Annotated in this window: 12 protein-coding genes and 1 pseudogene; 5 read left to right on the top strand and 8 right to left on the bottom strand. The window is 69.9% G+C overall.

Annotated features, from left to right (window positions below):
• The coding region (locus I53_RS02390; protein ID WP_043346222.1) for a hypothetical protein at nucleotides 1-776 on the top strand (776 nt) is incomplete at its 5' end.
• Between the two features lie 182 nt (nucleotides 777-958).
• Entirely contained in the window at nucleotides 959-1,378 is a 420-nt protein-coding gene (gene dksA / locus I53_RS02385; RefSeq protein ID WP_012322444.1) for an RNA polymerase-binding protein DksA, read from the top strand.
• Between the two features lie 48 nt (nucleotides 1,379-1,426).
• On the opposite strand, the gene I53_RS02380 is transcribed toward dksA, so the two are convergent.
• From I53_RS02380 to I53_RS02370, 3 genes are read right to left on the bottom strand one after another with little or no spacing between them, the layout of a single operon-like run.
• Complete coding sequence (locus tag I53_RS02380) at nucleotides 1,427-3,136, bottom strand: TadE/TadG family type IV pilus assembly protein (protein WP_043346221.1); 1,710 nt, start codon at nucleotides 3,134-3,136, stop codon at nucleotides 1,427-1,429.
• On the bottom strand, nucleotides 3,108-3,773 hold the full coding sequence (locus tag I53_RS02375) for a TadE/TadG family type IV pilus assembly protein (protein WP_043346219.1): 666 nt from the start codon (nucleotides 3,771-3,773) through the stop codon (nucleotides 3,108-3,110). Before I53_RS02375 ends, I53_RS02380 begins: the two co-directional genes overlap by 29 nt.
• Entirely contained in the window at nucleotides 3,752-4,306 is a 555-nt protein-coding gene (locus I53_RS02370) for a TadE/TadG family type IV pilus assembly protein (RefSeq protein ID WP_051044627.1), read from the bottom strand. The genes I53_RS02375 and I53_RS02370 overlap by 22 nt, the downstream gene beginning before the upstream one ends.
• Nucleotides 4,307-4,820: 514 nt before the next feature.
• On the opposite strand from I53_RS02370, the gene I53_RS34800 reads away from it, so the two are divergent.
• Together I53_RS34800 and I53_RS02360 are read left to right on the top strand one after the other, a co-directional pair.
• Nucleotides 4,821-5,012 carry a hypothetical protein gene (locus I53_RS34800; RefSeq protein WP_244538877.1) on the top strand — a complete coding sequence of 64 codons (192 nt, stop codon included), beginning with the start codon at nucleotides 4,821-4,823 and terminating at the stop codon, nucleotides 5,010-5,012.
• Nucleotides 5,009-5,479, top strand: a complete 471-nt coding sequence (locus I53_RS02360; RefSeq protein WP_043346216.1) for a hypothetical protein — start codon at nucleotides 5,009-5,011, stop codon at nucleotides 5,477-5,479. The genes I53_RS34800 and I53_RS02360 overlap by 4 nt, the downstream gene beginning before the upstream one ends.
• A 14-nt stretch (nucleotides 5,480-5,493) precedes the next feature.
• Here the strand turns inward: I53_RS02360 and I53_RS02355 are convergent, their stop codons facing one another.
• Nucleotides 5,494-6,771 carry an FAD-binding oxidoreductase gene (locus I53_RS02355; RefSeq protein WP_043346214.1) on the bottom strand — a complete coding sequence of 426 codons (1,278 nt, stop codon included), beginning with the start codon at nucleotides 6,769-6,771 and terminating at the stop codon, nucleotides 5,494-5,496.
• Between the two features lie 148 nt (nucleotides 6,772-6,919).
• Here I53_RS02355 and I53_RS02350 point away from each other — a divergent pair.
• Nucleotides 6,920-8,259: pseudogene (locus I53_RS02350) on the top strand (glutamate--tRNA ligase).
• Nucleotide 8,260: 1 nt separating this feature from the next.
• Here the strand turns inward: I53_RS02350 and I53_RS02345 are convergent.
• The 4 genes from I53_RS02345 to I53_RS02335 all read right to left on the bottom strand — a co-directional run.
• Nucleotides 8,261-9,235: a hemolysin family protein gene (locus tag I53_RS02345; protein WP_374701289.1), complete on the bottom strand. Its 975-nt coding sequence runs from the start codon at nucleotides 9,233-9,235 to the stop codon at nucleotides 8,261-8,263.
• Nucleotides 9,236-9,290: 55 nt separating this feature from the next.
• Nucleotides 9,291-9,476 (bottom strand): CNNM domain-containing protein, encoded by a 186-nt coding sequence (locus I53_RS36065; RefSeq protein WP_374701291.1) that lies wholly within the window; start codon nucleotides 9,474-9,476, stop codon nucleotides 9,291-9,293.
• Between the two features lie 157 nt (nucleotides 9,477-9,633).
• Complete coding sequence (locus I53_RS02340; protein WP_043346213.1) at nucleotides 9,634-10,410, bottom strand: class I SAM-dependent methyltransferase; 777 nt, start codon at nucleotides 10,408-10,410, stop codon at nucleotides 9,634-9,636.
• Nucleotides 10,411-10,621: 211 nt separating this feature from the next.
• Nucleotides 10,622-11,786: OmpA family protein (locus I53_RS02335; RefSeq protein WP_043346224.1), on the bottom strand; the 1,165-nt coding region annotated here is incomplete at its 5' end.

Genomic DNA, 11,786 nt, shown 5'->3' with positions numbered 1-11,786 from the left:
ATTCGCATATCCAGCTGATCGAGCCGGCAGCCCTGACGCGGCTCACCGGCATTCCGTTTCTGCAGCTCTCGGTGCCCGCCACCGGTCCCTCCGAGCAGTTCGCCCTGCTCGGCTGGTATCTGAAGCACCATGCGAGGCCCGACGCGATCGTGCTCTCGGCCGACGCATTCTGGTGCGCGGACGACCCCGCCTTTCCGAGCGAGCATGGATTCCCCTACTGGCTCGTGGGCGACTGGCCCACTTATCTGAGGGGGCTCATCCGCTTCTCGGCCGCGCAGGAGACGGTCAACCGCCTCGGCTGGCTCCTGAATCCGCGCCACAAGACCGCCGCGGCCGACGGCTGGTGGGATTACGAGCGCAACTACCTGAGCCAGGGCTTCGGCATCGATCCGGCCAAGAAGGCGGCCCTGGAAAAGCCGGTCGGACCCGAGCCGGAGCTGCATCATGGCGGCCCGTTCCCGATCGCAGCGCGGCTGCGCACCGAGCTGGCCCGTATCCCGGCGGCGACGCCGGTCGTGGTGGTCTTTCCCCCGGTCTACGCGCGGGCCGAGCCGCCGCCCGGCAGCCCTCGGGCGCGGGCCGAGGCCGCCTGCCGGGCCGAAGTGCGCGCGGTGCTCGCGCAGCACGCCCTGAGCACCGTGGTCGACTGGCGCGACGGCCGGTCCGCGGCGGCGGATCCGGACCAGTTCTTCGATCAAACCCATTACAGGCTGCCGCTCGCCCGAAGCCTCACCGCTGAAATCGCCGCCGCGATCGTACGGCTGCGGACCCAATGACAGCGTAAAAGATCTGTACCGTGGCCTGTTTGCCGCACGCGGCGATGCAGTGACAGCCGGTTACAACCCCTGCATCTGTGTGCGTTGTAGCGCTGAGGCACCTCGACTATACGGCACCTCACGTTATCGCCGCACACCGGCCATCCCCTGGTGGGCGGTTTACCATCCAGCGAGGGTGACGCATGGCGAAGGTGCAGCTGGAGGACGGCTACGTCCCGTCCGACGACGAGCCCTTCATGAATGACCGGCAGCGCGAATACTTTCGGCGCAAGCTGCTGAGCTGGAAGAACGACATCCTGCGCGAGGCGCAGGATACGCTGGTGGCGCTCCAGAGCGAGAACGAGAACCATCCCGACCTCGCCGACCGCGCCTCGTCCGAGACGGACCGGGCGATCGAGCTCCGGGCGCGGGACCGGCAGCGGAAGCTCACCGGCAAGATCGACGCGGCTCTCGCCCGGATCGAGGACGGGTCCTACGGCTTCTGCGAGGAGACCGGCGAGCCGATCTCCCTGCGCCGGCTCGACGCGCGGCCGATCGCCACCCTGTCGCTCGAAGCCCAGGAGCGGCACGAGCGCCGCGAGCGGGTCTACCGCGACGACTGAGCGCGGTCCGGCTCAACGCCGGGGCGCCGCTTTCTCCGATCGCGTGGTCTACTGCGTCAGGCGCAGCGCGCCGATGCTCGCCTGGATCGTCTGGAAGGCCTTGATCAGGTCGTCCGACGTGTTGGCGAGGAAGTATTGGTCGGCCGACGAGGCGCAGTTCTTCAGCAGGGTCTGACCCGCTGCGTCGATCGGGTCGGACGGAATGCTGAATCCGATCGTGTAGATCGAGATGTTCACCGCCTTGGCGTTGCTGCACGCCTCCGCCGTCAGGGCGTCGAGGGCGGAGCGGGCCGTGTTCGCATCCGCGATGTTCTGGTATTTCGGCGGCATGCGCGGATTGGGTGTCGTGCCGTTGGCGTTCTTGAAGTAGGCGGCCGCAAAATAGAGCGATCCGGTGGGCGCGTACGGATTGGCGCTCCAGCTGTTGGTGCCGTCCGTCATCAGGATGATGACCTTGTTGATCGTCGACGCGTTCGAGCTGTTCGTGCTCGACGCGTAGGGCTGTCCGTCGGCGAAGACGCTGTTGGGCGAGAGCGTGCGCCAGCCCCACATGAACCCTTCATGGATATTGGTCGATCCCAGCGGCGCCATGTTGCTGATGAGGGTCTTCAGGGTCGATGTGTTGTTGGTCAGCCGTTGAAGCGGTTGAGTCGTGCAGCCGAAATTCGGACCGTTCGGGATGCCGAGGGGAGAGGCGGACACGGCGTCCGTCGGGTTGACGTACTTGCACGCCTGTCCGAGCGCCGTCGTGTAGGAATTGCTGTTCTGGCAGCTGCCGCCGGTGCGGTCGTCGAGGTAGCTGTTGTAGCTGTAGGCCGTCGGATTCTGACTGCCGACGGGGAAGGGAGCGACCTGCGCACTGGCATCCCCCGGCTCGTCCGGTGCCAGGAGGGGCACGTAGTAGGAATCCTTGTTCGAGGCGGTTGGCGCGCCGTCCTGCACGTTGAGCGGGTACGACAGCGTTTCGAGGCACCCGGCCCAGCCCCAGGCGCGGTTGACGGCCTGCAGTTTGGCGAAGACGTCGAAGCGGCTCTTGAACGGCGCGGGGGGCGACTGGACAATATTGGTCCAGTGGTAGCTCGATATGCCGTTCAGATCGATCCAGGAGGCGTAGCGGTAGGCCGTCGGATCGACCGCCACGGCGCCGGCGAAGGGCACGATCGCGATCTTGGTCGCGCTGGAGAAGGCCGCGCTGGTGTAGACGTAGTCCACGAAGTTCGCCGCAGCCGACTGCACGGCCTTGAGCTTCGACTGGCCGCCGCTCGATTCCGCCATCGAACCGGTATTGTCCAGCACCAGCGCGATCTCGAAGGTCTTCGGAAGCGGGGTGGCGCATTGCGCCACGGCGCCCGGATTGATCCGCTTGGTGCCGGTGAGCGCGCCGAAGAAGGTTGTCGACAGCTTGTGCGTGGTCAGGGTGATCTTGCGGGGGTTGTTGGTGATGGCCAGAGGATCGACCACGAGGTTTGCGGTCCCCATGGCGCCGGTCATGGTCGTCACGGCGAGGGTGTTGAGGTCGGCCTGCGGCGTGGCGAGCGGCGTCTGGCAGAGGAGCAGGGCGGTGGCATCGGTCGCGGCCTGCAGCTTCGTCTCCAGCCGTGTGGCGAACCCGTAGTCGATCGCCGCGCCGCCGAGCATCAGCATCGGGACGCTGAGGAACGCGAACAGCAGCGCGACGTTGCCGCCGCGATCGTGGAAGAACCGGGGTCGCCGCGGCTTGGGGGCGCTGTCAGGACGCACGATTGACCACTGTGCCATCGCAATTCGCGTGTTTGGTGTCCGGAAGGACGACCTCGGTGTACGTGTTGGCGCCGTAGGCCTTTCCGCCGCGGGTCGGCCAAGGCGCACTGCTCTTGAATGTGATCGTGCCGTTGACGCCCTTGGCGAGCTTGACCAGGGTGCTGCCGATCATCGGCGCGTAGCTGATGGTGACTTCTGCCTGGACGTAGCGCATCCCCGGCGTCAGGTAGCCGTCCGGGACGGTGAGGTCGGCCGCGGATCCGGGGCTGCGCGCGGTGGCGTTGGCGTTGGCGACGCTGGAGCAGACCAGCGGAACCGGGCTCGGGTTCTTCAGGTCGACGCCCATGGCGCTGACCACGATCGTGACCTTCGACGTATCGAACGGGCGCATCACCGCCGTGGCGGAGGCGATGATGTCGTTCATCAAGGTGGGGCTGATCGGGTTCTGCGTGTCGCCCTGCGCCGTCAGATCCGCCACGGTGCGGGCGAGCTGCGTGAGCTTGCGCCACTCGTCGATGGCGTGCGCCACCTCGGTCATGCCGGCCCAGATCGCGAGCAGGAGCGGCAGGATGACGGCGAATTCGACCATCGCGCCGCCACGCCCGTCGCGCCGCAGCCGCGCTGCCTGGCGGGCTAGGACGGAGACGACGGGCATGGGCTCCCTCCGACGATCTGGTAGGGCTCGGTCCGGAACACCGCGGTGGAGGTCAGAAGGCTCGATCCCGCTGCGGAGCCGCTGGTGAATTGCCGCGTGTTCAGACCCATCAGGTTGAAGAAGGTCGGGAACGGCACCGCCGCGGTGACGATCACGATCGTCCCCGGCGAAGCGCATTTGTAGTTGCTGCCGAAGCTGGTGTTCCACGTACCCGTCGCGGTATCGATCGGCTTGGCAGCGGTGGCATTCGCGAAGCTGCTCGCCGTCGCGACGTCGATCTTGACGTTCTGGCAATTGAAGACCGTGGCGACGGGCGTGCTGGCCGGACCGCACATCCGGGTCTTCAGGGCCGCGAGCAGGATCGCCGGATCGGTCTGACCCGCCGTATCGAGCTGGAACTGGCCGGTGAAGATCGTCCGGACCGCGTTCTGCAGGGCGCGATCGAAGTTCTGCGTCGCCCAGATCTGGAAGGCGATCTGGATGACCGCGCCGCACAGCGCGAGAAAGGGCAGCGCCACGAGGGCGAATTCCACCGCGGCCGCGCCGCTGGCGTCACGCCCCAGGCTCTTCAGCAGACAACCTGACGTCGCTTTGCTCCGCGCGCTGAAGTGTCTTCGGGCGTTCATGAGCAAGCAGATCAGTCAGACATGGCCATACAAGTCGATGTGACGCCAAGATTTTGCAAAACTCTTAATTCGATCGGCGAGAGCTGGTTTATCCAGGGACTACTACTTTTGGTTGTATCGATGCGGGCGATCGACGAGGCGCCGTTGACCCGATTGGGTTGCGCACCAAGTTCCCTCTGCGCAAGCCCCACCGGAGACCCGCATGAGAGGCCCACCGATCGCGCTCCTGCTCGGCGCGATGGCGCTCGCGCTCGGCGCCTGTGACGCGCCGAAGCCGGGGCCGGCAGGACCTCCCGGTGCGACGGGTGACCGGGGGCCTCCGGGGCCAGCGGGGCCTGCGGGCCTGAACGGAGCGACCGGGGCACGCGGTCCCACGGGCGAGACGGGTCCGGCCGGGCCGCCCGGTCCGCCGGGGCCGTCGATGAACAGCCAAGTGCGCCTGGATGTGGCCTGTCGTCGTGACGAGGAATTGATCGGTGCCTATTGCCGGGGCATGGCGGTTTTGCCGTCCGTGACACAGACGGACGGTATATCCACCGTCGGCTGCCTCGACATGACCGCCAAGGCGGCCAAGGATGCCGAGCCCGTCGCGGTCTGCATGAAGAAGCCATGAGATTCGTCGTTCCCGCTCTCCTGGCCGCGCTGGTGTCCGGTACCGCCTGTGCACAGCCCTTCGTCCCGACGGAGCGCGCGGCGATCGATCTCGTGCGTGACCGGCGCACCGCCGGCTTCACCACGGTGGCGCGGACGCTGGCCTATGCCGAGCGCGTGACCGGAGGTGCCTTCCGGTTCGGCGGGTACCGGGTCGATTATCGCCCTGACGTGCCCTTCGCCCGGGTGCGGATCTGCTATCGGCTCGGGATCGACCCGCCGAATTGCGGCCTCGCGTACCGCGTCGCGGTGAATCCCCCCCATGTCGAGCCCGCCGACCGCTACAACGGCTTGGCGCGGGATCTGGAACATGGCCCGCAAGCGTTCCTCCGGGCTTTGGCCCGGGAGGCCGATCTCCAGCGGCAGCCGGACGTCCTGCGGAAGGTCCAGGCTGCGCTCGAGCCCTACAACCCCTACGACTGGCGCTGAGAGCGGGAGCGCCGTCAGAGCAGGCGCGGCCAGCGCAGAAGCCGCTCCGGCGCGAAGGCGGCCACCGGCACCGCGGGCGTGCGGCCGGTGGCGAGATCGGCGACGATCTCGCCGGTGATCGGCCCGGTGGACAGCCCGATATGGCCGTGGCCGAAGGCGAACAGCAGGCCGCTGTGACGCGGTGCCCGGCCGATGACCGGCATCCCGTCGGGCGTCGATGGGCGGGAGCCGAGCCACGGCGCGTTGTCCAGGGGCCCGCCGAGCCGGAGCGTTCCGGCCGCTTCCCGGGATGCCGCCTCGATCTGGGTATGATCGGGTGCGGCGCGGCGGGCGTTGAGTTCCACGCCGGACAGGACCCGCACCCGGTGGTCGCCCATCGGCGACAGGATGGAGCCGGCCCCCGTGTCGAGGACTGGCCGGGTCAGCGGCGGGCTGTCCGGATGCAGGGCGTAGTGGCGATGGTAGCCGCGCTCGGCCGCCACCGCGAAGCGATAGCCGAGGGATCGGGCGATCGCTCCCGAGGCGGCGCCGGCCGCCAGGACGACCTGGCGGGCCTGCACCGCGCCGCTGTCGTGATCGATGCGCCACCCGCCCGCCTCGGGCGCCAAGCGGGCGACGTGGCTGCGCAGGCGGCGACCGCCGAGAGCGTCGAACAGGGCTTCGCAGGCCTCGATGAGACGGCCGGGTTCGCGCACCGAGCCGGTCTCGGTCAGCAGCATCCCCCGCGCGTAGGGCCGCACCAGGGCCGGCTCGAGGGCGCGCAGGGCCGCCGTGTCGAGGATCTCGAAGGCGACGCCGTGGCTCGCCAGGATCTCCCGCTCCAGGGCCGCGGCCGCGAAGGCCGTTTCCGTGCGATAGGCCTTGATCCAGCCGGTCCGCTGAAGCCGGTCGCCGGTCCCCGCCCGGGCGGCCAGCCGCTCATGGGCCGGATAGGCGGCGGTCGTCAGGGGGAGCAGCGCCGCTGCCGCGCGGCGCCACCGGGAGGCGCGGGCGGCCGCCAGGAAATGCGCCGTGTAGGGGATGATCCGCGGGAGATGCGCGTAGTGCAGGCGCAGGCCGCAATCGGCGTTGCGCAGGTAGGCCGGAAGCTTGCCCCAAAGGGCGGGGCTCGACATCGGCAGGATCGAGCCGCGGCTGACCACGCCGGCATTGCCGTAGGAGGTCCGGGATCGGGCCTCGCCGGGATCGCACAGGACCACGTCGAGGCCGCGATCCTTCAGCGCGATGGCGCTGGCGAGGCCGACCATCCCGCCGCCGACCACCACGATGTCGGCCGTTACGTCCGTCGCCATGCCGCTCATATCCCGCACCGCACCACGCGCGCCCTTCTGACGGGTTTTCCACCTCCTGGGTAGCGGGACTTCGCAGGGCGGTGCATCGGTCCGGCGCCGTCATGAAGTCCCGCGCACATTCCCGCAGAGATCGGCTACAGAGCGGTCCATGACTCTCGTCCGCTTCGCACCGTCGCCGACCGGCTACCTCCATATCGGCAACGCCCGGCCGGCCCTGCTCAACGCCCTGTACGCCCGCCGGACCGGGGGGCGCTTCCTGCTGCGGCTCGACGACACCGACGCGGAGCGCTCCACGGAAGCCTTCGCCGCGGCGATCGCCGAGGATCTCGCGTGGCTCGGCATCGTGCCCGATCTGTTCGCGAAGCAGAGCGCCCGCAAGGCGCAGCATGACGCCGCTGCCGACCGCCTCCGCGCAGCGGGCCGGCTCTATCCCTGCTACGAGACGCCGGAGGAGCTGGAGCGCCGCCGCAAACGCCAGCTCGGACGCGGCCAGCCGCCGATCTACGACCGGGCGGCTCTGCGGCTCACCGCCGAGGAGCGCGCGGCGTTCGAGGCCGAGGGCCGCCGCCCGCATTGGCGCTTCCTTCTGGAGGCGCGGACCGTCACCTGGGACGATCTCGTCCGCGGTCCGGCCCATGTCGACTGCGCGTCCCTGTCGGACCCGGTCCTGATCCGCGCCGATGCCAGCTATCTCTACACGCTGCCGTCGGTGGTGGACGACGCCGATCTCGGCGTCACCCACGTCATCCGCGGCGAGGATCACGTCACCAACACCGGCGTGCAGGTGCAGATCTTCGAGGCCCTGGGCGCTACCGTGCCGGTCTCGGCCACCACAACCTGCTGACGACCGCCGACGGGGAGGGGCTGTCGAAGCGCCTCGGCCACCTGTCGCTGCGGGGCCTGCGCGAGGCCGGCTACGAGCCCGCGGCGGTCCGCTCGCTGGCCGTGCTCACCGGCTCGGCCGAATCCGTGCGGGCCGTCCCGGATCTCGACACCCTCGCGCGCCTCGTCGACCTCGGCGAGATCTCGCGGGCGCCCGCCCGGTTCGATCCGGCGGAACTCGACGGCCTCAACGCCCGACTGATCCACGCCATGCCGTACGCGGAGGCGGCCGCGCGCCTCGCCGATCTCGGGATTCCGGCGGATCGGGCCGAAGCCTTCTGGCTGGCGGTCCGGGCCAATCTCGGCCGTGTCCCCGAGGCGGCCGATTGGTGGCGCGTCGTCGCCGGCCCGGTCGAGCCTGTCCTCACCGAGCCGGCCGTGATCTCGGCCGCTCGCGAGACCCTGCCCCCGGAGCCATACGGCCCGGAGACCTGGAAAGCGTGGACGACGGAGATCCGCAGCCGGACCGGCGCGAAGGGGAGGGGCCTGTTCATGCCGCTCCGCCTCGCGCTGACCGGGCTGGAGCACGGCCCGGACCTCGCGGGTCTGCTGCCGCTGATCGGACGGGCACGCGCGGCGCGGCGTCTGTCCGGCGAGACCGCTTGAGCTACGACGCCTCGGTTTCGGCGAGACGGCTCGCGAGCAACTTGTCGACGCGCCGTCCGTCGAGATCCACGACCTCGAACCGCCAGCCGGCGATGTCGCAGGTCTCGCCCGTCTCCGGTAGGTGCTGGAGCACCGCGATGACCAGGCCGGCGACCGTCGCATAGTCGCGCGAGGGCGGGAGACGCAGGCCCAGCCGGTCGGTCAGTTCATCGACCGGCATCGAACCCGCGATCAGCCAGGACCCGTCCGGGCGGGGCACCGCGTCCGGTTCCGTATCCTCCGACAGGAACGCTCCGGCGATGGCATCGAGGATGTCGGCCGGGGTCACGAGCCCGTCGAAATGTCCATACTCGTCGTGCACCAGCGCCATGGGCACCGAGGCCCGGCGCAGCGTATCCAGGGCGTCGAGGGCATCGAGCGTGTCCGGAAGCACCGGCGCCGCGCGGACCTGCGCGCGCAGGTCGAGGGGCTCCCCCCGCGACAAGGGGCCGATCAGGTCGCGCAGCTGAAGCACGCCGATCATCGCGTCGGGGCCGCCATCGGCGACGGGCAGACGGGCATAGGGGCTGGCGAAAATGCGTGCCCGGACGGTCTCCGGATCATCGGTGAGATCGATCCAGGTCACGTCGGTGCGCGGAGTCATGACGCCGCGCACCAGACGGTCGCCGAGGCGCAGGACCCCGGAGATCATCGCCCGCTCGTCGCCCTCGATGACGCCCGCGGTCTCGGCCTCGGCCACGAGACTACGGATCTCCTCCTCGGTCACCGCGCTGGCGCTTTCTGTCTCCTGGCCGATCAGCCGGAACACCGCCCGCGTCGAAGCGTCGAGGAGCCACACGGCCGGAAGAGCCGCGCGCGAGACCACCCGCATGCCGGGCGCGACCATGCAGGCGATCCGTTCGGGGTTGCGCAAGGCGAGGTGCTTGGGGACCAGTTCGCCGATGATCACCGACAGGTAGGTGATCACGCCGATCACCAGGGTGTAGCCCAGAGTGTCGGCCCAGCCCTTGCCAAGCCCAGATCGATCAGAATCAGGGCGAGGCGGTCGCCCAAAGCCGCGCCCGAGACACGCCGGAGAGGATGCCGATCAGCGTGATGCCGATCTGAACGGTGGACAGAAACCGCCCCGGCTCCTCGGCCAGCGCGAGGGCGGCCTTCGCGCCGGCACGGCGCTCCTCGGCCAAGGCGCGCAGCCGGCTCTTGCGAGCCGAGACCAGGGCCAGCTCCGACAGCGAGAAGACGCCGTTGAGCGCGATCAGCAGGACGACGACGAGGAGCTCGATCAGACCGGATCATTGAGCCGGGAACCCGCTGGGCGGGGACGGCTTCCTCTGGTGGCGCGGTCCTGCAACATGGGGATGTGTCCGCGACCGTTCAACGGCCAAGCCTCGGGGTCGCCTCGATCAGTGCGGCGTCGAGCAGGAAACTGCCATCGGCCTCGATGCCGAAATGGGCGGTGACTTCGGCGGGCGCCGCAGCCTGGAGGGCGCGGATCGCCGCGACATGGATCTCCGGCGTGCGCATCCGGGCGATCCAGCTGGCGAAGTCCATGCGCGGCCGGCTCGCCATCACGGCGCCGGGCTCGAACCCGGCCGCTTCCAAAAGGGCGCGCCATTCCGAAACCCGGTAGTCGCGCACGTGCGAGGGGTCGCGCAGCAGCTCCACGGCCTGCAGGTGCGTGTCGAGCAGCGGATCCTCCGGAGCGACGATATCGCTGACGACGAGCAGTCCGTCCGGCCGCAGCACCCGCCGCGCCTCGGCCAGCGCCGCCGGGACGTCGCGCCAGTGGTGGGCGCTGTAGCGGGTCAGCACCGCGTCGAAGATCGCGTCCGGGAAGGGCAGGGTCTCGGCGCCGCCCTGCCGGGTTTCGATCCGGTCGAGACCCCGCCGGGACGCCTCGGCGGAGACCGCTGCCAGCATCTCGGCCGAAAGATCGTAGGCCGTGACGGCGGCGCCGGCGGCGGCGNCCGTGAAGGCGACATGGCCGCCGCCGCAGCCGAGGTCGAGGACCTGGGCACCCGGCCGCGCGCGCAGAAGAACGCCGATCCGGTCGAGGTCGGCGCCCGCCGCGTGTACGGCGCTGGTCACGTAGGCGGAGGCCTGCGCGCCGAACTGGTCGACGACATGTCGGGCGTGGCTGCGCGCGCTCATGGGCGGATCTCCTGGTTCGGATCGCGCGGGGCGGGCGGTGGCACAGCCGCAGGGCGACGATGAGAGGCGACCGTACAGGCTGCCTGGGATCAGCACCACGCCGTTCCGTCCGACCGGGTCGCCTCCCGTCCACCTCTGCCACCTGCCCCGACGCAGGGCAGCGCTCCGGACCGTGGAGCGCCGCGCAGGGCAACCCTGCGCGGCGACCGATTCAGCGCGGCGGCTGCGCCGGCGGAGGCGGAGGCGCTGCCTGTCCCTGATCCGGACCCTGCTGCAGCAGCGGCGTGATCCGCTGGACCACGACCCGGCGGTTCTCCCGCGATGGGCCCTGCGTGTTCACCTTGAGATACTGCTCGCCGTAGCCCTGGGTGGTGAGATTGCCTGGCGGCACCCGGAATTGCTCCGTGAGCACGGTCGCCACCGATTGGGCACGCCGATCCGACAGCGAGAGATTGTCGATGTCGGAGCCGACCGCGTCGGTGAAGCCCTCGATCAGGAAGACCTCCCGGGGATTGGCCTGGATCGCGCGGTTCATGGCCGCGGCGATCACCGACAGCTTGGCCGCCTGATCCGGCGTCACGGTGAACGAGCCGGTATCGAAGGTGATCGTGTTGATGTCGACCGAGCGCAGACGGGCGCGGAGGTCCGGGCTGTAGCGGATCTGATCGAGGGTGTAGCGGCGTTCGACAGGGACAACCGGCGGTGCCGTCAGCGCCTCGTAGACCTCCGCCTCGTCGGCCTGGGCGTAGTCCACGATGTAGCGGTCCCGCGGGATTCGGATGTCGGGCGGCGGCAGCGCCACCACGTCCTCGTAGATCGGGCGCAGCGGGCCGGAATAGCTGTTGTCGATCAGGACGACCTCCCGGCCGTCGGGGTAGCGGCTGTAGCGGCGCAGCAGCCGGCCGTCATCGTCCGTGACGGTGACGATCTGGCCGCCGCCGGACCACGCGACGTAGCTGTAGAATTCGGCGCCCCGACGCTCGAACCGGTAGCCGCGCGGGTCGAGGTCGCGGAAGCGCTCGTTCTCGTCGTGGCGGATCAGGTAGCTGTCGCGATCCCGCACGATGATGCGGCCCGGCTCCCGGTAGTAGGTCCGGCCATCCTCGACGAATTCGCGGCGGTCGCTGCGGACCTGCTCGAAGTCGCGCACCGTGTCGTTCTGCCGGAAGCCGCCGGGGACGTAGCCCGGCTGGCCCGGTCGGTTGAAGGCACCGGGGCCGGGATCGGCCGGCCGGCCAGGGCCACCCACCGGCGGCTGTCCCGGCGGCACGCCTCCGGGGGGCGGAACCTGTCCTGGCGCCGCGCCCTGTCCCGGCGGCACGAACGGGCGGCCCGGGACGCCCGGGGCCATGTTGGGCGGCAGCGGTCGTCCCGGC

This window comes from Methylobacterium sp. B1, assembly GCF_000333255.1.
Classification (GTDB): domain Bacteria; phylum Pseudomonadota; class Alphaproteobacteria; order Rhizobiales; family Beijerinckiaceae; genus Methylobacterium; species Methylobacterium fujisawaense.
The sequence above is the reverse complement of the archived record's forward strand: the minus strand, read 5'-3'. Positions and strand labels throughout refer to the sequence as shown.

Bases quoted from the DNA above. Each gene is read 5' to 3' on its own strand.
- I53_RS02355 (WP_043346214.1), bottom strand. From the start codon at position 6,771: ATGGCGACGGACGTAACGGCCGACATCGTGGTGGTCGGCGGCGGGATG.
- I53_RS02360 (WP_043346216.1), top strand. From the start codon at position 5,009: ATGAGATTCGTCGTTCCCGCTCTCCTGGCCGCGCTGGTGTCCGGTACC.
- dksA (WP_012322444.1), top strand. From the start codon at position 959: ATGGCGAAGGTGCAGCTGGAGGACGGCTACGTCCCGTCCGACGACGAG.
- I53_RS34800 (WP_244538877.1), top strand. From the start codon at position 4,821: ATGAACAGCCAAGTGCGCCTGGATGTGGCCTGTCGTCGTGACGAGGAA.
- I53_RS02380 (WP_043346221.1), bottom strand. From the start codon at position 3,136: ATGGCACAGTGGTCAATCGTGCGTCCTGACAGCGCCCCCAAGCCGCGG.
- I53_RS02375 (WP_043346219.1), bottom strand. From the start codon at position 3,773: ATGCCCGTCGTCTCCGTCCTAGCCCGCCAGGCAGCGCGGCTGCGGCGC.